Below are 20,390 nucleotides of genomic sequence, written 5' to 3'. Positions count from 1 at the left end.
AAGGCCTATCATATTGGATGCTAAACCAAAGTTAAAAGGGGCTGCATGGCGGCCCGGACATTTTGCCTGCTGTCCGAATCTGCCCAGTTAGGCGGCAATTGTGGCATGCGGACGCCTGCGGATTGAGCGTACTCGGCGCAGGGTCTTAAAAGCCGGACATGCCCGCCCGCCCGATTCCGTCTGGACGAACTGTGATGGTGAAGGCGCCGGTATAATCTTTGCCCTGGCCCTTGGTATCACCGTATTTCTCGATATAAGTGACGGGGTGCGGCGGTTTGTAGCCGATGCCGGTCCGGTCGCGCTTCAGCAGGAAGTCGAGGAATTTCACCTTTTCGAGCGGCGTGGCGCTTGAGCGCGCAGCCCAGGCGTTGAAGTGAAATTGGCCCTTCTCGCAACCCGCCACCAGCCAGTAAAAATCCTGTGAGTGCAGCCGCATGCCGTCCTGCACGGTGGTCATATAGCCAGATTGGCGCAGCAGATCATGGAGTTCAGCCCATTCCGCCGCGCTCAGACCAGTCTGCGACTGGCGGAAATTCCACGGTCCGAACAGGCCTTCGAGCGAGTCGAAAGAGAGATTGAGCAGGTTTCCACTGGTCCCACGCGCCCGCGCCGTCATGACCGGCTGAGCACCACCCAGAATATCATAGGCGCGCACATGATCGTAGAACTGGGCGTTGTAGACGAGACGGAGCTGATCCGGACCGCCGGCGGCACAGGAATTGCGAATATCCGCGGCGTCGAGATAACTGAACCAGGTGAATTTGCGTTCCACCGGGTTGTCGATCCCTAAACCGGCGCCTTGGTTGCCCGCGGATTGATAGGCACATCCGCCCATCAGAATCGCCAGGCCAACCATAGCGAGTCCGGCGCCGACCCATTTCGCGGGTTGCGGCAAGAGGGAGCGGGTCAATCTGAGGATCATCGCTGAAGCACCTGATTCATTGGACACATTTTGCAGTTTACCAGAAATTAGCGACCTGCAGGCTATAGACAGGATTCTTCGGTTAACGTAGAATCGGACACGAAATTGCCTAAATCTTTTCACCGGTTAAGGGGGAAAGCTTGATGTTGAGGTCACTGGCCGGCGGGCTGGGGTGGATTTTGCCCCGATTCCGCCTCCCTGTCCGGATTGTTGCCGTTCTCGCCCTGGTCAGCATGGCTGTCCTGGCGCTGGGTTCCCCTGAAGCCTATGCGAAGCCCGTGGCGGCGTCGATCATCGTCGATGCCGAAACCGGCGAGGTTCTGTCGCGTTCCAACGCCGACACCCTCACCTACCCGGCTTCGCTGACCAAGATGATGACGCTTTACATGCTGTTCGACGCGATCGACAGCGGCAAGGTGTCCCTCACCGACAAGATCACCTTCTCGGCCAATGCCGCCGGCGAGCCGGCGACCAATCTCAATGCCAAGCCCGGCTATACGATCCAGGTCGAGACCGCGATTCTGGCCCTCGTCATCCGCTCGGCCAATGACGTTGCCACCGCCGTCGGCGAACATCTGGGCGGTAGCGAGAAAGAATTCGCGCGCATGATGACGGCAAAGGCGCGTGCGCTCGGCATGAAGAATACGACCTTCCGCAATGCCCACGGCCTGCCCAATGCAGATCAGCGCACCACGGCCCGCGATATGGCGGTGCTGGGTGTGGCCCTGTTGCGCGATCATCCCGATTACTACGACTATTTCAGCCGCAGCAAGTTTTCGTATCGCGGCGTTTCCTACGCCACGCATAACCGCGTGCTCCGCAAGTTCACCGGCGCCGACGGCATGAAGACGGGCTATATCCGCGCCTCGGGCTTCAATCTGGTGACCTCGGCGCATCGCGACGGCCGGCGCCTGGTCGGCGTCGTGCTGGGCGGCAGTTCCGCCGCCAGCCGCGACAAGCACATGATCGATCTGATGGCCAAGGCCTTCAAGATCCAGCAAGGCACCGGCGACGTTCTGGTCGCCAAGGCGCCCGGCAGCGCCGGCCCCGCCAAGGCAATCGCCGTGGCGGCAGCAGCGCCGGCAGCACAACCCGCCACCTATGACGACAGCGTCGCGGTGGCCGCCCTCGCCCCGGTGGTGAAGCCGGCGACGCAGGAAGAACTCGACGACCTCGACACGGCAACGACCCTTGCCGCGATGACCAGCGTCTCGCTGGCCTCGGCCCAGGCAAAGCCGGACGATCAGGCGGTCGCCAATGTCTGGGACGGCCAGGACCGTTTCTATGGCGTCCAGGTCGGTGCCTATTCGAAATACAATCCGGCGCAGAAGGCGGCGCAGAAGGCCACCGCGACGGTGCCCAATCTCCTCGCCGATGCGCGTATCGTGATTGATCAGAGCAAGACCGGCAATGGCGGCTCGCTCTACCGCGCCCGTGTCTTCGGTCTCACCAAGGATGCGGCGGAGGATGCCTGCGTCGCTTTGAAGAAGAAGCGCACCGACTGCCTGGTGATCCAGGGCGACAGCAACGTCGCGCAGACCGCGCAGTAATAGCGCTCCTTTCGGCGCGGTAAGAAATGCCGGCCTCGTGCCGGCATTTTACTTGCGCTTACAAAATGATTAGGTCAGGGCCCATTCGTCGAAGGGCATAGTATCCAACATTTTGGCACTTACTTTAAGTAGTAAATTGCCCTTGATGCGGAATGCCTCTAGGGGTAACTATATCTTTATGTGCGAGAAGCACTAGCTAGGGAAGGCCAGTTAACCTTGCACTGAGTCATGCAAAGGCTCTGGCCTTGCAAACGTCCACTGACTACCGCCTTCCCTAGCGCCTTTCGCTGAAGAAGAGTTCGCGAACGCTATGATTTCAGTGATACAGCGTGAAATTGAAAAGGAGGCACGTAAGCGTCTAGCCCGTCTCCGCCGCCAGATCGCTGCGGCAAAATACAAACACCAAAAATTCGAAAAAAGAACTGGAACAATTGCAATCATAAGCGGGAAGAAAGAACCCGCATACTGGTCGGTACATAAGCACTATAATCCTCGCTATTGCATAAGGCACAGCAAGTTCCTAGCCAAAGGCATATGGAACGCAATAAAAAGGGAAGACTATAAACCGACGCCCGCCATAGAAATGAGGTTCAAAAAACCCTCTGGCGGTGAAAGAGCAATTCATATTTTCTCAATACCAGACGCCGCTGTCTCGAACTTATTCACTCGCAATATAATCGACCGTAACGATGGCATTTTCTCATCGTCCAGTTTCGCCTACAGAACAACCAAAACCCCACTCGATGCAATAATTCATCTTCGAAACCTCACGCGCGACGGCAAGTCTTTCATCGTCAGTTTCGATTTCAAATCCTACTTCGACTCAATTCCATCCGAACACTTGCGTTCGCAAATTTTCCCTAAGGCGACCCAGCTTCTTACGACCTTTGCAGAGCGAGAAGTTATTGGTGCCTTTCTATCTCATCGATACGCCGATATATCAGCGTATTCCGCAAGAAAATTTGAACGTAGGCGTAACGGGATTCCTCAGGGAACCAGCATCTCGCTATTCCTCGCCAATGCAGCAGTTCATCAGCTCGATATACAACTAGAGAAAATGAATGGCCGTTTTGTAAGGTTTGCTGACGATATTCTTATAGTGACGAGCTCCTATGAGGACGCTATCAGCGCTCACAATGTTTTTCGCGATTTTTCGACCAGATCAGGCATTCCGATAAATGAGGACAAATCCACCGGCATTCGACTGCTCGCCGAACCTGGGAAAGCAGAGATTCTCTCAACCAAAAACGTCGATTTTCTCGGCTACAGTCTCACCAAGGAAAACATACTAATTTCTGAAAGAGCAATCCGTCACATAAAGCGGCATATTGCGCAAACAATTTACAATCACCTGCTACTTTACCCTCGGAAATTTAGCTTCAACAAAAATCGCGTTGGGCCAGATTTTTATGATTGGGACCTAGTTACCTGCATAAACGACATTCGTAGATACCTTTATGGCGGTCTAGGTGAGCAGGTAACTCGAGACTATTTAGATGCAAGGCTCGCCATCCGTCGTTTCAAAGGAATCGCTGCATACTTTTGCCTTGTTGATGACGTGAAGCAATTCTCTGCATTGGATGGCTGGATGATCAATGCAATTGATCGCGCCCATCGGCTGCGTCGAAAAGTACTTTCGGCACGACATAGAACATTTATGCCACCCCTGGGCAAAGCATCGATCATTGATGGCTCTTGGTATCAGTATACCGCTCTCCCGATGGAGACCCAATGCCCTAGTTTTGTAGTTTCTTGGCGTACAGCCCGAAAGAAGTGGGCGCGCAAGGGCCTTGTTGGACTGTCGTTGCCTAGTGGCATTTATGCATACATGTGATGGTCATGCAGGAAAAATATAAAAAGACCTATAAACAGATGTGGGAAACAAAGTGTGCGCGATTCAACGCTCATGCTCGCCTACATAAACTGGCGACTCGGGCATCTACCGCAGTAATCGTTCTTACCTTCACAGTTGTAGCTCTCTCGGCATTCAAGGCCGGTGCGTTTTTCGACCTTCCTGATAAAACTCAAAGGGCAGGCGACCTCGCTTTAGTCTTGTGCTCCATAGCATTGCTGATCATAGAACTTTACGTCAAAGGACAACGTTACGATGATCTCGCGAAAGAGTTCCATAAGTCAGGAACTGAGATAGCAAGAATCTATGATTTATTTGTATTTGAAGCGTCGCAAGCGACCCCCAACGACGCGGCGATTAAGGATATAATCACTCAATATCATGACAAAATTGACAGCCGAAATATCAATCACACCTATGTTGATGATCAACTAGTAAAAGCCCAACACCCGAAGGATTTTGGTATTCGGTGGTGGTTAACCCCAGCATATCGCGGATACATCGAACTCAAACTATTCATAGTCTCTGGCGGGATATACTCTCTGATCGCTTGGCTCTCACTTCTTGGAACGATCGCAACAATTTTGTTTTTTGGAGCGGGAAGTACGATCTAAGGAGTTAGGCCAAATTCTACGAACTCGATCCTCACCGGCATGAAGTACGTTCCGTAGAATATTTCCCATTTCAGCAGAAAAAAGCAGGCCCTTTTGGGTCTGCCCTTGTTATTGGCTTAGCTTAAGCGCGTCCTCTTTTGCGGCAGCGTATAGGCCATCTTTACCGTCGTGTAGAACTCGGCGGCATAACGGCCCTGTTCGCGCGAGCTCGTCTTGATGGCGCAGAGCCGCAAGCCGGTCACCGCCTGGGACTTGCAGCGCGCGCTCGAGATCTATTTCGACGGCACCGAGATGGCCGCCGGCGGCGAGATCGCAGCAGCGCGCCAGCTCGTGCAGAAATACCAGGGAGAGGCATCATGAGCGACGATATGGGCCTGCTCGACATCCTCATCATCGCCGGCATGTTCGGCGGCGGGTTCTTCCTGACCTGGATGTTCGTCGGCGCAATGAAGGACCGCGACCGGCCGCCGAGCGGCCCAGTCGACCGCAAGCGCGACGATTGACGACGCTGCCTTCGAAATAACCTTTCCGCGTGGCAAGGTTGCCATCATCACATAATCACCAATTCTGACCAGCCCTTGTACTTGACGAGGCTGCGACTATCTCCCATAACGATCCCGTAGCCTTGATCGAAATCGGTGTGCGGTTGGCTTCTCTTCGTTTCATACGTCTCCTGCTGGCTTGCCTGTTTGTCGTCACCGCGTCGGCCGATGCAGTGGCGGCCATATCCAATTTGTGCGGTACAGCGCATGCGCAGACGGGCAGCGAGCATGCACATGCCCATCCCACCTCTCATCAGGACACTGCTGATGATGCAGGCGCGGTCGTCGCATCCACGATCGATGACATCGTGCCATCCAACGACACGAAATCGGACGGCGTGAACCAGGGCCTCGTCAGCACGTGTCATTCGAACGCCGCCGGTTGCCCCGGTTGCATCGCGCCGGCCGACATGGCTCTCGCCACGCCGGGTTCCGACAGCATCGTGTTTCCGCACCTCTCGGTCAGCGGTGATTCCGCCGATCTCCACGGCGACCTGCGCCCACCCAAACTCTCCTGATCGTCACATAGCCGCCACGGCTGCCCTACTGGGCGGACGGAGCCTTCGCGTATTGACGCACCGGTTCTAGCGGCTTGTTCGAGCCAATCATGCACGCCCGTGCATGTGCCCGCTCGCCAATCGTGCGAAACAGGAGATTACCCATATGACTTACAGGCTCGCGGCCCTGGCCGCTCCCGCATTGCTGATTGCCATCACAATGCCCGTATCGGCGGAGAACGCCGCCAATCAACCCGCTCATCCGGCGGACACGTCACAGGCCAGTCCTGCCGCCATCACATTCGACCTCCCTTCATTTGCCGTGCCGCTCGCCGAGCGCGCTGCACCGGTGCCGAGTTATGGCCAACGGTTAGGCGATCTGAACGCGCCGGATCCGGCCGCGTCGACTGATCACGACGTGATGCCGGGCATGGACCATAGCCAGATGCACGGCAGCGGAAACCAGTCAGGTGATTGAGATGACACAGATGACACTGGCCAGACGAACCGAAACAGCGCGCCGCAAGTTCCACCTTGCCGCCGCAATGACAGCCGCATTTGCCATAGGCGGATGCTCGGCAACCAATCTCGACACCTTTCCAGACACAGAGCGCGTGGTGGCGCGGGCCGACTATCTGGACCGGCGGCCCCTGCCCGAGCTCAGCGACTATCAGGAGGCGGTACAGGTGCGGATCAAGGCGCTGCTCGCTGCGCCCCTGTCGCTGCCGGCAGCGATGGAAATCGCCATGCTGAATGCGCCGGAACTGCAGGAGCATTACCAGGACTACCAAATCTGGGATGAGGATCTCGTGGCCGACATCGCCGCGGCCGGCGATCTGGAAGCCGCGGCGCAATCCAGCACGCTTGATTGGACAGCAGCCCGCCTTGCCCTGATGAAATCGGTCAACACGGTTTATCGATATGACTTTCCCGCCGAGTATTTCGCGGTGGCGGAAGACTTCCTGGAAGCCGGCGAGAATGTCCGCAAAGCCTATTTCGACGCGGTGGCCGCGCAACAGCTGCAGCTCATGCTCGAGCAATCTGCCACGGCGACCCAGGCGGCCGCCGAACTGGCCAATGCGCAATATGTAGCCGGCACCGCCAGCAAGCGGGCGCAGGCGCTGCAGCACATGACGCATGCAGAGACCGTCAAGGCGCTGGCGGAGGCCAAGCAGGATGCAATCGCCGCGCGGGAGGCGCTCAATCGCCTGCTCGGATTGTGGGGCGAGGATGCGCAATGGAAGGCACCCGAACGCCTGCCCGACCTGCCGGCATCGCGGCCCCGATATGACGACCTGGAAGCCATTGCGCTGGAAAGACGCCTGGACGCGCTGCATGCACGCAAATCCTGGGGCATGTGGCAGACCGCGATCGAGGTGCGCTCCGAAGTACGCGAGAACTACAGCAACCTCCAGATCCGCTACGACCTTGCCAAGTATCAGCAGGAAACCGTGCTGCCGCTTTCCGAGGCGATCCTTGGGGAAACGCAACTCGAATACAACGGCATGCTGATGGGGATCTACGACCTGATCGACGACACGCGCGGCCAGATCGAGGCCGGACGGGAATATGTCGAGACGCTGCGGGATTTCTGGATCGCCGATGCCGAGCTGGCCCAGTCGGTCGGCGGCACTTTGCCGAATTGAGGAGGATGAGATGAATCGACGGGACTTTTTCAAGGCATCCGGATTGGGCGTCGCCGCCGCTGCAGGTTTGATCTCGCAGGCCACCGCTGAACCCACAGCAGCGGAGATATTCACCGATGCCAGCACGCGCCAGCCGCTCGCCGCAGCGGGTGGCGGCTACAATCCGGTGGTAACGCTGAACGGCGGTTCGCTACCCTGGCGCATGCAGGACGGCGTCAAGGAATTCCATCTGGTGGCCGAGCCGGTGCAACGCGAATTCGCACCGGGCATGATGGTGAATTGCTGGGGCTATAACGGCGCGTCGCCCGGGCCGACGATCGAAGTGGTCGAGGGTGACCGCGTCCGCATCTTCGTCACCAATAAACTGCCCGAGCACACGACGATCCATTGGCATGGAATCCTGCTGCCCAACGGGATGGACGGTGTCGGCGGCTTGACACAGCCGCACATCCCGCGCGGCAAGACTTTCGTCTACGAGTTCACGCTGCGGCAGAGCGGCACCTTCATGTACCACCCTCATTCCGACGAGATGGTACAGATGGCGATGGGCATGATGGGCATGTTCATCGTGCACCCGCGCAACAATGCACGCCGCGTCGATCGGGATTTCTGCTTCCTGCTGGCGAGTTGGGATATCGATCCGGGCACCTTCACGCCGAACACGGCGGAGATGACCGATTTCAACATGTGGACCTTCAACAGCCGGGTCTTTCCCGGCATCGACCCGCTGGTCGTGCGCCAGGGCGACCGCGTGCGGATCCGCATCGGCAATCTGACCATGACCAACCACCCGATCCACCTCCACGGATTCTCGTTCAACGTCACCGGCACCGATGGCGGGTGGATTCCGCCCACCGCGCAATGGCCGGAAGTGACGACAGACGTTCCCGTGGGCGCCATGCGGGTGATCGAGTTCGATGCCGATGTCGAAGGCGACTGGGCGTTTCATTGCCACAAGTCGCACCACACGATGGGCCCGATGGGACATGAGGTGCCCAACATGATCGGCGTCGACCAGAAGGCGGCAACGCCGAAGGTCGCCAAGCTCCTGCCCAACTACATGTACATGCCCATGGGTGAAAACGGCATGGCGGAAATGCAGGACATGGCGGCGATGGGCATGACCCTGCCCGAGAACACCTTGCCCATGATGACCGGCGAAGGCCCGTTCGGGCCGATCGAGATGGGCGGCATGTTCACCGTCCTGAAGGTTCGCAAGGATACGGCAGCTGGAGATTATGCCGACCCCGGTTGGTACGAGCATCCAGAGGGTACCGTCGCCTACGAACTGAAATCCTGAACAACCACTTACTCAAGCTTGATGACAGAAGGAAACATTATGAAAAAGCTGCTGATTGCGTTCGTCGTTACCTTGTCGCTCCATGCCGGGAATGCCCTTGCCGCGGGCACTCATGACGGCGGTCACTACACCTTCGGCGAGCCGGGAACGGTCGAGGAGATCACCCAGATCGTCTTGGTCGATATCGTTGACGCCGAGGGGGAAATGCGATTCGTGCATGAACCGATGACGATCCGGAAGGGTGATGTCGTCAAATTCGTGGTGACCAACAAGGGTGTTCTGGATCACGAATTCTCGGTCGGCGATTCACCCAGCCAGCGCGCCCACGCACTGATGATGGAGAAGATGCCGGACATGAAGCACGAGAACGATGCCGCGGTCATATCCCTGGCCCCCGGGGAAACCAAGGAAGTGATCTGGGCCTTCACCAAGCCCATCAACGGCAGCATCGAGTTCGCCTGCCAGATACCTGGTCACTATCAAGCCGGCATGGTGTCGAAGGTGAAGATGCAGCAATAACAACAGCAATCACCGGGCGCGCCATGCAGAATGGCTGGCGCGCCCCACCACCCGGAGGATCTTGCTGAAAATCGGGCGCCGACCATCCGGCGCCCGATTCGCGGCAGCATCCTGACCGGTCAGGGCAGCGTATAGGCGGTCTTGACCGTCGTGTAGAACTCGGCCGCGTAGCGGCCCTGTTCTCGCGAGCCGTAGCTGGAGCCCTTGCGGCCGCCGAAGGGAACATGGAAATCGACGCCGGCGGTGGGCAGGTTCACCATCACCATGCCGGCTTCGGCATTGCGCTTGAAATGCGTCGCATGCTTGAGGCTGGTGGTGCAGATGCCCGACGAGAGGCCGAAGGGCGTGTCGTTGGCGACGGCGAGTGCCTCCTCGTAATCCTTGACGCGGATGACATTGGCCACTGGGCCGAAGACCTCTTCGCGCGAGATGCGCATCTGGTTGGTGGTCTCGGTGAACAAGGCCGGCTGCAGATAGAAGCCGGGATTGTCGCGGTTCAAGCGCTCGCCGCCGAAGACGAGCTTGCCGCCTTCCTTGCGGCCGATATCGATGTAGCTCTCATCCTGGGCAAGCTGGTTCGCGTCGACCACGGGGCCGATCTGCGTCCCGGCTTTCAAGGCGTCGTCGATCACCAGGGCCTTCAGGCGGTCCGTGAGGGCGCCCACGAATTTGTCGTGGATGCCCGCGGTGACGACGAGACGCGACGAGGCCGTGCAGCGCTGGCCGGTCGAGAAGAAGGCGCCATTGGCACAGGCTTCGACGGCGGTCGTGAGATCGGCGTCGTCGAGCACCACCATCGGGTTCTTGCCGCCCATTTCGAGCTGGAACTTGCGGTTATGCTCGATCGAGGCCGCCGCCACGCGCTTGCCGGTGCCGACCGAGCCCGTGAAGGTAATGGCGTTGATGTCCGGGCTGTCGAGCATCGCCTGCCCCACCACGGAACCCTTGCCCATGACGAGGTTGAGGACGCCTTTGGGGAGACCCGCGCGATGAAGAATGTCGACGATGGCCCAGGAGCAGCCCGGCACCAGATCGGCCGGCTTGAAGACGACCGTGTTGCCGTAGGCCAAAGCCGGGGCGATCTTCCAGGCGGGGATCGCGATCGGGAAATTCCAGGGCGTGATGATTCCGACCACACCCACGGCCTCGCGCGTCACCTCGACGGTGATACCGGGGCGGACGCTGGGCAGGGTCTCGCCAGCAAGACGCAGGACTTCGCCGGCGAAGAAATCGAAAATCTGCGCCGCACGGATGGTCTCGCCGATGCCCTCGGCCAGGACCTTGCCTTCTTCCTGCGACAGCAGGCGGCCAAGCTCGTCCTTGCGCGCGAGGATCTCGTCGGCGGCCTTGCGCAGGATCGCGTGGCGCTCCAGCAGGCCGGAACGCGACCAAGCCGGGAAAGCGGCCTTGGCGGCGGCGATGGCCCGCTTGGCATCCTCGGCGGTGGCGCGGGCGTAATGGCCGACGATGTCATTGGTGTTGGAAGGGTTGATGTTGGGGACAGCCTCGCCCTCAACCCACTCGCCGGCAATCAGATTTTTGTGCAGCTCAGCCATTTTTCGAAATTCTTTCAGTTAGTTGACGATCACGGCAGAAGCGCGATCCACAGGGTCTAAATGGGGCGCAATAGTACGACAAATCAACCCCCTGTCGACCGCCGATAACGCAAGCCAGGGATGACCCTGCCATCAGGCCATTTCGCGTCGTGCAACCCGCTCCAACTCCTGCATCTTCTTGTGGATCCGGCGTTTGGCGTGATGAAAGCCTTCGATGGCCGGATCCGGTTTGGTCACCTCGCCGATCTCCGACATGGCTGCCATGGCAGCAGGAATATCGGCATGGACCTTGGCAGCGACGGCGCCCAGCATGGCGGCCCCCAGCAGAACCGGTTCCGGGCTGGTCGGCAGCGCCATGTCGAGGCCGGTCGCATCCGCCATGATGCGCCGTACGAGACCTGAGCGGCTGGCGCCCCCGCTCATCACCATCATGCTGGGCGAGATGCCCTGCTGGCGGAGGGAATCGATGACGTCGTCGAGGCCGTAAGCGAGACCGCAGAGTCCGGCCACGAAGAGGCGTGCGAGGCTGACGATGTCGTTATCGAGGCCGAGGCCCACCACGGCGGCGCGCGCATCGGGATCGGCGAAGGGTGAGCGGTTACCGAGATATTCAGGGAGCACGTGTATATCCCGAGCCAGCAGAGCCGGGTTGCCTTTGGCCAGGGCCGCCACGCGGCGTTCCAGGAAATCGAGCACCGGGGTGCCGTTGGCGGCGGCTTCAGCCGCGGCGAAACCGGGATGCGAACGCACCAGATGGTCGATCGCCGCGCCCGCCGCCGATTGGCCACCCTCGTTGAGCCAGAAGCCCGGCACCATGGCGGAATAATAAGGCCCCCAGACGCCCGGCACGAAACAGGGTTCGGGCGTCGTCGCCATGATGCAGGCGGAGGTGCCCATGATGTAGCCCAGGCGCTCGGTCACCGAGACCGGGCCATTACCGAGCCGGCCGCCGACGGAACCGATGCCGCCGGCATGGGCATCGATGAGCGCCGCCCCTACGGCGATACCCGGCTTCAGACCCAGTTCGGCGGCGGCGGCTTCGCTGAGGCCGCGGCCCAGTGGCGTGCCAGGCTCGACGATCTCGCCGCCGATCTTCGCTTCACCATCCGCCAGCAATTCGGCCAAGCCGATGCGCTCGAAATAAGGGCGGCTCCACTTCTTCTCATGGGCGAGATAGGTCCATTTGCAGGTGACGGTGCAGACCGAGCGCGCGGTCGAGCCCGAGGCCCGGTAGGTCAAATAGTCGGGAAGATCGAAGAAATAGCCGGCGGCGTTGAAGCTGGCCGGCAGATGCTTCTTCAGCCAGAGGAGCTTCGGCGTTTCCATCTCGGGCGAGATGGTGCCGCCGACATAGCGCAGCACGTCCTCGCCGGTCTCGCTGATCCAGCGTGCCTCGGCGGTGGCGCGGTGATCCATCCAGACGATGATATTGCGTTGCGGATCGCCGCTGGGGCTGACCGTGACCGGATTCCCGGCCTTGTCGATGGCAACCAGCGAGCAGGTGGCATCGAAGCCGATCCCCGCCACGGATTCAGGCTTCACGCCGGATTCGGCCAGAGCGGCGCGGACCGAATTGACGCAAGCGCGCCAGATATCCTCGGAGGATTGTTCCACCACCTCGCCGGCATCGTGCCAGATGGTGATCGCCTGTTTGGCCGAGCCCAGCAGGCGCCCGCGTGCGTCAAACACGCCGGCGCGCGCGCTACCGGTTCCGACATCGATGCCGATGAAAGTCTCGCTCATCTCTCCCCCGCTCCATTTTGGAGCGGGACTTTACCAGCAAGTATAGCCGCCGTCAGCGAGAACGATGCTGCCGGTAAGCAGGCTGGCCGCATCCGAGGCCAGGAACAGGACCACCGAGGCGATCTCCTCGACCTCGCCCAGGCGGGCCATGGGGGTGCCGCCGATCCAGGCGTCATACATGGCCGGGTTCTTTTTCACGAAAGCGTTGAGGGGCGTGTTGATATAGGTCGGCGCCACGGCATTGACGCGGACGCCACGAGCACCCCATTCCGCCGCCAAGGATTTGGTGAGGTGATGGACCCCCGCCTTGGAGGCGTTGTAATAGGCCTGTTCCTGGGGCTTGTTGACGATGAAGCCGGACATGGAGCCGATATTGACGATGGCGCCGGATTTCGCCTTTAGCATGTGATTGCCGAAGGCGCGGCAGCACCAGAAGGTGCCGTTGAGATTGACATCAATGACGTTGAGCCAATGCTCGTCGGTGACCGTCTCAGCCGGCGTCTCGCTGCGGGCGATGCCGGCATTGTTGACGAGGATGTCGATCCTGCCATAGCGGCGCACGACATCGTCGGCGACCGCATTCACCTGTTTGGTATCGGTGACGTCCATCGCCACGACGTCGACGTCGTAACCTTTGGCCTTCATTTCGGCCTGACCCTCGGTTGCGACCTTGAGGTCGTTGTCGGCGATGATGACCTTGGCACCTGCTTCGGCCAGCGCCTCGACACAGGCCAGGCCGATCGCACGGCCACCGCCGGTCACCAGAGCGACGCGATCCTGAAGCTTGAACATATTCAAATACATTTTCTTCTCTCTCAGCTTGAGCCGCTCAGCTCATCCAATTGCCGCCATCGACATTGAGCGTCTGAGCGACGATGTAATCGGCATCGGTAGATGCCAGAAACACGGCGGCACCCGTGTGATCCTCGGGGAGCCCCATGCGGCCGTAAGGGACCGCCTCGCCCACCAGTCTTTTCTTTTCGCCGAGCGGCCGCTTTTCGTATTTCGCGAAAAGGGCGTCGACTTCCTCCCACATCGGCGTGTCGACCACGCCGGGTGCAATGCCGTTGACATTGATTTTGTGCTTGATGAGGTCCAGCCCCGTGGATTGCGTAAGGCTGATGACCGCGGCCTTGGTGGCGCAATAGGTGGCGACCAAGGCCTCACCGCGGCGACCGGCTTGGGACGCCATATTGATGATTTTGCCGCCCTGCCCTTTTGCCACCATTTCCTTCGCTACGGCCTGAAGGGTGAAAAAAAGGCCCTTGGTATTGACGGCGAAGAGGAAGTCCCAGCTCTTTTCCGTGACCTCGAGCACCGGCCCCATGTCGAAGACAGCGGCATTGTTCACCAGGATGTCGATGCGGCCGGCCCTGGTTTTCACCAGATCGACCATGGCCTGGATCGAAGCCAGTTTGGTGACGTCGAGAGAAACCGCGAAGGCCTTGCCGCCGAGACGTTGGGCGAGCGCCTCACCATCGGGCATGGCGAGATCCGCAATGGCGACGGTGGCACCTTCCGCCACATAGCGCTCGACGATGGCCGCACCGATGCCGCGCGCACCGCCCGTCACGATCGCGACCTTGTCCTTCAGCTTCATGATCAGAGCGCCTTGCCGTCCGTCCCGAAGCGATGGATGTGGGCGGGGTCGAGGGCGAGATGCACGCGTTCGCCGGCCGAAATCTTCATCTCGCCGGGGCAGCGCGCGGTGACGAGGCCGACTTCCGGCACCTCGACATAGGCGAAAGTATCGCTGCCGAGATGCTCGGCGACGCTCACAACTCCATCCCAGCCGGCACCGGCGCCGCCGATGGCGATGTGTTCCGGACGAATGCCGATGGTAGCCGCGCCCAATTGCTCGGCGACGGCACCCGTCACCAGATTCATCCGCGGCGAACCGATGAAGCCAGCCACGAAGACATTGGCCGGGCGCTCATAAAGTTCGATCGGCGAGCCGAATTGCTCGATGCGGCCGGCATTCAGGACCACGATGCGATCGGCCATGGTCATGGCTTCGACCTGGTCGTGGGTGACATAGACGGCGGTGGTCGCTAATTGCCGCTGCAGGCGCGTCACTTCCATGCGCATCTGGACGCGCAAAGCGGCATCGAGATTGGAGAGCGGCTCGTCGAACAAGAACGCCTTGGGTTCGCGCACGATGGCACGGCCGATGGCCACGCGCTGGCGCTGGCCGCCGGAAAGTTCGCGCGGCTTGCGGTCGAGATATTGGGTGAGGTTGAGCAGGGCGGCGGCATGATCGACCTTGCGGTCGATTTCTTCCTTGGGCGCATTCGCCATCTTGAGGCCGAAGGCGATATTGCCGCGCACACTCATATGCGGATAGAGCGCGTAGGATTGGAACACCATGGACAATCCGCGCTTGGCCGGCGCCACCTCGGTCACGTCCATGCCGTCGATGAGAATGCGTCCGGCGCTCACATCCTCGAGTCCCGCGATCATGCGGAGAAGCGTGGTCTTGCCGCAGCCGGACGGCCCGACGAAGACGACGAAGGAGCCGTCCTCGATGTCGAGGTTGGCACCGTGGATGATGTCGTGCGGGCCGAACGACTTCTTGACGCCTTCGAGAGTTATGCTGCCCATGACGGATCCGACCTTTCCAAATCTACTTCACGGCGCCAAAGGTGAGACCGCGCACCAATTGCTTCTGGCTGAACCAGCCGATGACCAGGATGGGTGCTATGGCGAGCACTGAGGCCGCCGACAATTTCGCCCAGAACAATCCCTCGGGCGATGAATAGGACGCGATGAAGACCGTGAGCGGTGCCGCTTCCGAGGTGGTGAGATTGAGGGTCCAGAAGGCCTCGTTCCAGGCAAGGATGACGTTGAGGAGCAGGGTCGAGGCAATGCCGGGTACGGCCATCGGCGTCAGCACGTAGACAATCTCCTTGCCGATCGTGGCACCGTCCATGCGCGCGGCTTCGAGAATATCCTTGGGAATTTCCTTGAAATAGGTGAACAGCATCCAGATGACGATCGGCAGATTGCCGAGGCAGAGGATGAAGACCAGGCCGGCGCGGCTGTCGAGCAGGCCGAAATCGCGGAAGATGAGATAGATCGGCACCAGCACGCCGACCGGTGGCAGCATCTTGGTAGAGAGCATCCAGAGGAGAATGTCCTTGGTGCGTTTCGTCGGCGCAAAGGCCATCGACCAGGCGGCCGGAATGGCGATCAGCATGGCGATGAGCGTCGAGCCGCCGGCGAGGATCACCGAGTTCATCGCGTGATGCAGGTAATCGCTGCGGCTCTGCACCGTCTCGTAATTCTCCAGCGTCCAGTCGAAGAACAGGAAAGATGGCGGGATGGTGAAGGCTTCGAGCTCGGTCTTGAAGCTGGCCAGGATCATCCACAGGATCGGAAAGAAGATGACGAAGCCGACGCCCCAGGCGGCGACGGTGTTGACGAGGATCCGCGAGCGCGTGACGTGGCGGGCCATGGCTCAGGCCTCCAAATTCCGGCCGACGATGCGGACCAGGAAAAAAGCGAGGATGTTGGCGATGACCACGGCAATGAGGCCGCCCGCAGACGCCCCACCCACATTGTAGCGGATGAGCGCCTCGGAATAGATCAGGAAGGCGATGTTGGTGGTGGCGAGGCCCGGGCCGCCGCCGGTGGTGACGAAGATCTCGGCAAAGACGGTGAGCAGGAAGATGGTCTCGATCAGGATCACGACCGCGATCGGACGCGCGAGATGCGGCAGCGTCAGATAGAAGAAGATCGAAAGTTCACCGGCGCCATCCATCAGCGCGGCCTCGCGCTGTTCCTCATCGAGGGATTGAAGGGCGGTCAGGAGAATGAGGGCCGCGAAAGGCAGCCATTGCCAGGCGACGATCAGGATCACCGAGAAGAGCGGCATCTGGGAGAACCAGTCGATCGGCGTCAGGCCCAACGAATTTGCAATCCAGGCGAAGAGCCCGGAAACCGGATGCATCAGCAGGTTCTTCCAGACCAGAGCGCTGACGGTCGGCATGATGAAGAAGGGGGCGATCACCATCAGGCGCACGATCGGGCGGCCGATGATCACCTGGTTGAGGAGGAGGGCCACCAGGATGCCGAAGACGATGGTGATGAGAAGGACCGAGCCGACCAGGACCAGCGTGTTGCGGAGCGAGGCCAGGAAAGCCGGGTCGGTCAGGAAATAGTAGTAGTTCTCGAACCAGACGAAGCGCTCATTGCCGGGATCGAGCAGCGAGTAATTGAGCGTCGAGAAATAGATTGTCATGACGAGCGGGACGATCATCCAGATCAGCAGCAAGCCGACCGCCGGCGACAGCAATACCCTGCCGAGAACCTTGGTCTGTTGAGTTGCCATCACTGCCTCCGCATGAAAGCGGGCCCCGGAAGGAAGGGGCCATCCGGTTCCAAGTTTGAAACCGGATGGCCGAGTTGGTTCGGGACAGGAAGAGCGAATTTGCCGGCCGGACTATCCCCTGCCCGACCGGCCTTGGGGAACGCCGTTCGTTACTTAATATATCCCGCGCGGGTCATTTCGCGCACCGTCGCATCCTGGGCGGCGGCGAGCGCATCGTCGATCGTGCTGGCCCCAGAGAGCGCGGCCGAGAATTGCTGGCCGACCGCCGTGCCGATGCCCTGGAATTCCGGGATGGCGGCGTATTGCACGCCGACATAGGGGACCGGCTTTACCGTGGGCTGGTTCGGATCGGCAAGATCGATCGAGGCGATAGTGAGTTTTGCAAAGGGCGCGGCCGCGATGTACTCGGGGTTCTCGTAGAGCGATTTGCGGGTGCCCGGCGGCACGTTGGCCCAACCTTCCTTGGAGGCGACCAATTCAGTGTAGGCCTTGCTGGTCGCCCAGGCGATGAACTTCTCGGCCGCTTCGATCTTCTGCGAGCCCGCAGGGATGGCGAGGCTCCAGGCCCAGAGCCAATTGGCGTTCTTGCCGAGGCCCTTGTTCGGGGCGAGGGCAAAACCGACCTTGTCGGCGACCGATGATTCCTTCGGATTGGTGACGAAGGACGCGGCCACGGTGGCGTCGATCCACATGCCGCATTTGCCGGCGTTGAAGAGCGCCAGATTTTCATTAAAGCCGTTGGAACTTGCGCCCGGAGGGCCAGCTTCGGTCATCAGATTGACGTAGGTGGTGAGCGTGTCCTTCCATTCCGGGCTGTCGAATTGCGGCTGCCAGTTCTCGTCGAACCAGCGCGCGCCGAAGGAATTCGCCATGGCCGAAAGGAAGGCCATGTTCTCGCCCCAGCCGGCCTTGCCGCGCAGGCACACGCCGTAAACGTCGGCGCTCTTGTCGGTCATCTTCTTGGCGGCGTCGATGATGAAATCCCAGGTCGGCTGTTCCGGCATGGTAAGGCCGGCCTTTTCCATGAGATCGGTGCGGTACATCACCATCGAGCTCTCACCGTAGAACGGTGCCGCAAAGAGTTTGCCGTCGACCGAGAGCGCATCGCGGATCTTCGGGATGAGATCGTCGACATCGTAATCGGCGCCGAGATTGTCGAGCGGTACCAGCCAATCCTTCTTCGCCCAGATCGGCACCTCGTAGGTGCCGATGGTCAGCACGTCGAACTGGCCGCCCTTGGTGGCGATGTCAGTGGTGACGCGCTGGCGCAGCACGTTCTCCTCCAGCGTCACCCATTTCACGGTGATGTCCGGATTCTTGGCGGTGAAATCCTCAGTGAGACCCTGCATGCGGATCATGTCGCCGTTATTGACCGTGGCGATGGTCAATTCCTCGGCGAGGGCAGCAGTCGTCATAGCGATGGCGGAAACGGCACCCAAAAGCGTGCCGAGCATCTTATTCATCATGTCCTCCCAGATAAAATGGACTTTTGCTCTTATGATGAGCCGATGCTCACATCATGACGCAGGTGAGTCAATGCGGATTCGATTTTGCGGCGCAGCAAAACCGGCACCTCAGCATGGGAGCGACTTCAATCTAAAGCTGTGATCCGCGTTTTCAGGCGAGCAGCGCGCGGGCGGTCGCTTCGTCGGTGATGAGGCCATTCAACAAACGGCCGATGAGGGCCGCGCGGATCGCGTTCACCTTGGCCGGGCCATGGGCGGCGCCCACGGTCAGCGCTTCGGCCGGAACAGCATGCGGGATCGAGGTGATGCGGGCATTGGTGCCGCCCTCGATGATCTTGCCCACGGCATCGAAAGCCCAGCCGGTGATCTCGCCAATTGCGCCGAGGCGCATCAGTTCGGTCACTTCCTCGCGGCTGATGAACCCGTCGATATGCAATTGCGCCTGACGGTCCACCTGACCCACGCCGACCAGACGGAGATCTGCCTTGGCCGCGATGTCACGCACCCGCGAGACGGCGGTGATGCGCAGCAATTGCGCGCGTTCATCCGGGCTGGAGACGAAGACCGGCAAGGGCATCGGGTAATGCCGCGCCTTGGTGAGGTCGGCAAGGCGCGCCACGGTGTCGAAAAAGCTCGCCGAACCATCCGGCGAGATGGCACCCACCAGCGAGACGACCTGGTGATTCGGACAGTCCATCGGCGGCAATTGTTCGACCGCAGCACGCATGACGCGGCCGGTACCGATGGCGACGATGGCCGGCTTGTCCTTGCGCAAGGTCTGCTCGAGAAGCCAGGCGGCGCGTTCGGCGAGGCCGGTGAGATTGCCGGGCGCACCCGTATCTGTCGGGACCACGTCGCAATGCGTGAGACCGAATGTTTCCTTCAGCCGGTCGGCCAATTCCATGCAGGCGGCGATTGGATGCGCCAGCCGGAAAGTGATCAATCTTTCCGACAAACAAAGGGAAACCATGCGCTGCGCGGTCGCCCGCGAGACATTGAGTTTCTTGGCAATCTCGTCCTGGGTATGGCCCGCAATGTAATAGAGCCAGCCCGCGCGCGCTGCATCGTCAAGACGCGATCTTTCGTTGTCGCTGATGGCCATGGCTCTATGCCAGCCTCTGCCCGAAATCGCTCATGCGATCGAATACCCAATCGGCGCCCGTGGCGCGCAAGGCGGCCCGAGCATCATCACCGTCGGCATCGCGTTCGGCATAATGGCTTCCCCCGACAAATCCCCACACAATCATACCAGCGGCCTTGGCTGCTGTCACACCGCTGATACTGTCCTCGATTACCAGGCAGCGTTCGGGATCCGCACCCATCTGTCTTGCGGCGTGGAGGAAGAGATCCGGTGCCGGCTTTCCGTGCTTGACCATGTCGGCGCTGAAAATGCGCGGGCCGAAATAATCGCGCAGGCCCGCCATGGTAAGGGAGAAGTCGATCCGTTCAAGATCGCTGGACGAGGCGAGACAGAAGGGCTGACGCAGCGTGCCGAGCACCATTTCGATATCGGGAATGGCCCGCAGCGATGCGGCAAAGCTATCGCGCACACGGTGGCGCAGCTTTTCGCGGAAGGCGTCGGGCATGGGATGTCCGAGCACCTCCTGGTAATGCGTCGCCACAGCCTGGAGGCTGCGACCGAGAAAGCGGGTCAGCACCTCGGGGAGATCGATGGCGATCCCCGCCTGGCGCAATTCGTCGACCAGGCAGGTGCAACTCAGCACCTCGCTATCGACCAACACGCCGTCACAATCAAAAATGACAAGATCGATGTCTTGCATGGCGCTGGCAGCGGGCTGGTCCATGGGTTCGGGCAACGCAATCATATGCCCATGATACGGGCATTTCTTCAG

General features: G+C 60.1%; 21 protein-coding genes. 10 read left to right on the top strand and 11 right to left on the bottom strand.

Features of this window, described 5'->3' with window-relative positions; translation table 11 throughout:
• Positions 1-145: 145 nt before the first annotated feature.
• Positions 146-910, bottom strand: a complete 765-nt coding sequence (locus ACE3PR_RS16595) for a hypothetical protein (protein WP_374374185.1) — start codon at positions 908-910, stop codon at positions 146-148.
• 155 nt (positions 911-1,065) lie between these two features.
• Between ACE3PR_RS16595 and ACE3PR_RS16590 the strand changes: the two genes are divergently transcribed.
• The 10 genes from ACE3PR_RS16590 (at position 1,066) to ACE3PR_RS16545 (ending at position 9,442) form a co-directional block, all read left to right on the top strand.
• Complete coding sequence (locus tag ACE3PR_RS16590) at positions 1,066-2,472, top strand: D-alanyl-D-alanine carboxypeptidase family protein (RefSeq protein ID WP_374374182.1); 1,407 nt, start codon at positions 1,066-1,068, stop codon at positions 2,470-2,472.
• A 310-nt stretch (positions 2,473-2,782) separates the two neighbouring features.
• Complete coding sequence (locus tag ACE3PR_RS16585) at positions 2,783-4,306, top strand: reverse transcriptase domain-containing protein (protein ID WP_374374180.1); 1,524 nt, start codon at positions 2,783-2,785, stop codon at positions 4,304-4,306.
• Positions 4,306-4,938 (top strand): SLATT domain-containing protein, encoded by a 633-nt coding sequence (locus ACE3PR_RS16580; RefSeq protein WP_374374178.1) that lies wholly within the window; start codon positions 4,306-4,308, stop codon positions 4,936-4,938. The genes ACE3PR_RS16585 and ACE3PR_RS16580 overlap by 1 nt, the downstream gene beginning before the upstream one ends.
• Before the next feature lie 216 nt (positions 4,939-5,154).
• Positions 5,155-5,298, top strand: a complete 144-nt coding sequence (locus tag ACE3PR_RS16575) for a hypothetical protein (RefSeq protein WP_374374176.1) — start codon at positions 5,155-5,157, stop codon at positions 5,296-5,298.
• A complete protein-coding gene (locus ACE3PR_RS16570; RefSeq protein ID WP_374374173.1) occupies positions 5,295-5,441 on the top strand; it encodes a hypothetical protein in 147 nt (48 codons plus the stop codon). The genes ACE3PR_RS16575 and ACE3PR_RS16570 overlap by 4 nt, the downstream gene beginning before the upstream one ends.
• Positions 5,442-5,563: 122 nt before the next feature.
• On the top strand, positions 5,564-5,998 hold the full coding sequence (locus ACE3PR_RS16565) for a hypothetical protein (protein WP_374374170.1): 435 nt from the start codon (positions 5,564-5,566) through the stop codon (positions 5,996-5,998).
• A 145-nt stretch (positions 5,999-6,143) separates the two neighbouring features.
• Positions 6,144-6,455 (top strand): hypothetical protein, encoded by a 312-nt coding sequence (locus ACE3PR_RS16560; protein WP_374374168.1) that lies wholly within the window; start codon positions 6,144-6,146, stop codon positions 6,453-6,455.
• A 1-nt stretch (position 6,456) separates the two neighbouring features.
• A complete protein-coding gene (locus ACE3PR_RS16555; protein ID WP_374374166.1) occupies positions 6,457-7,623 on the top strand; it encodes a TolC family protein in 1,167 nt (388 codons plus the stop codon).
• A 10-nt stretch (positions 7,624-7,633) separates the two neighbouring features.
• The gene (locus ACE3PR_RS16550) at positions 7,634-8,923 is read left to right on the top strand and encodes a multicopper oxidase domain-containing protein (RefSeq protein ID WP_374374164.1); all 1,290 of its coding nucleotides are present in this window, start codon (positions 7,634-7,636) and stop codon (positions 8,921-8,923) included.
• A 39-nt stretch (positions 8,924-8,962) separates the two neighbouring features.
• Positions 8,963-9,442 carry a plastocyanin/azurin family copper-binding protein gene (locus ACE3PR_RS16545; RefSeq protein WP_374374161.1) on the top strand — a complete coding sequence of 160 codons (480 nt, stop codon included), beginning with the start codon at positions 8,963-8,965 and terminating at the stop codon, positions 9,440-9,442.
• A 119-nt stretch (positions 9,443-9,561) separates the two neighbouring features.
• Here ACE3PR_RS16545 and ACE3PR_RS16540 read toward each other — a convergent pair whose 3' ends face one another.
• From ACE3PR_RS16540 to ACE3PR_RS16495, 10 genes are all read right to left on the bottom strand, one after another.
• Positions 9,562-10,998, bottom strand: a complete 1,437-nt coding sequence (locus ACE3PR_RS16540; protein WP_374374159.1) for an aldehyde dehydrogenase family protein — start codon at positions 10,996-10,998, stop codon at positions 9,562-9,564.
• A 132-nt stretch (positions 10,999-11,130) separates the two neighbouring features.
• On the bottom strand, positions 11,131-12,741 hold the full coding sequence (locus ACE3PR_RS16535; protein ID WP_374374156.1) for an FGGY-family carbohydrate kinase: 1,611 nt from the start codon (positions 12,739-12,741) through the stop codon (positions 11,131-11,133).
• Between the two features lie 30 nt (positions 12,742-12,771).
• Positions 12,772-13,545 (bottom strand): SDR family NAD(P)-dependent oxidoreductase, encoded by a 774-nt coding sequence (locus tag ACE3PR_RS16530; protein WP_374374154.1) that lies wholly within the window; start codon positions 13,543-13,545, stop codon positions 12,772-12,774.
• Between the two features lie 25 nt (positions 13,546-13,570).
• Positions 13,571-14,341 (bottom strand): L-iditol 2-dehydrogenase, encoded by a 771-nt coding sequence (locus tag ACE3PR_RS16525; RefSeq protein WP_374374151.1) that lies wholly within the window; start codon positions 14,339-14,341, stop codon positions 13,571-13,573.
• A gap of 2 nt (positions 14,342-14,343) precedes the next feature.
• Positions 14,344-15,342: an ABC transporter ATP-binding protein gene (locus ACE3PR_RS16520; protein ID WP_374374148.1), complete on the bottom strand. Its 999-nt coding sequence runs from the start codon at positions 15,340-15,342 to the stop codon at positions 14,344-14,346.
• A 22-nt stretch (positions 15,343-15,364) separates the two neighbouring features.
• The gene (locus ACE3PR_RS16515) at positions 15,365-16,195 is read right to left on the bottom strand and encodes a carbohydrate ABC transporter permease (RefSeq protein ID WP_374374145.1); all 831 of its coding nucleotides are present in this window, start codon (positions 16,193-16,195) and stop codon (positions 15,365-15,367) included.
• 3 nt (positions 16,196-16,198) lie between these two features.
• Complete coding sequence (locus ACE3PR_RS16510) at positions 16,199-17,071, bottom strand: carbohydrate ABC transporter permease (RefSeq protein WP_374374142.1); 873 nt, start codon at positions 17,069-17,071, stop codon at positions 16,199-16,201.
• Between the two features lie 149 nt (positions 17,072-17,220).
• Positions 17,221-18,534 (bottom strand): sugar ABC transporter substrate-binding protein, encoded by a 1,314-nt coding sequence (locus tag ACE3PR_RS16505; RefSeq protein ID WP_374374359.1) that lies wholly within the window; start codon positions 18,532-18,534, stop codon positions 17,221-17,223.
• 154 nt (positions 18,535-18,688) lie between these two features.
• Positions 18,689-19,639 (bottom strand): sugar-binding transcriptional regulator, encoded by a 951-nt coding sequence (locus ACE3PR_RS16500; RefSeq protein ID WP_374374140.1) that lies wholly within the window; start codon positions 19,637-19,639, stop codon positions 18,689-18,691.
• A 4-nt stretch (positions 19,640-19,643) separates the two neighbouring features.
• Positions 19,644-20,363, bottom strand: coding sequence for an HAD family hydrolase (locus tag ACE3PR_RS16495; RefSeq protein ID WP_374374138.1), 720 nt, complete (start codon positions 20,361-20,363; stop codon positions 19,644-19,646).
• Positions 20,364-20,390 lie beyond the last annotated feature (27 nt).

Source organism: Dongia sp. (genome assembly GCF_041909655.1).
Lineage (GTDB): Bacteria > Pseudomonadota > Alphaproteobacteria > Dongiales > Dongiaceae > Dongia.
The sequence above is the reverse complement of the archived record's forward strand: the minus strand, read 5'-3'. Positions and strand labels throughout refer to the sequence as shown.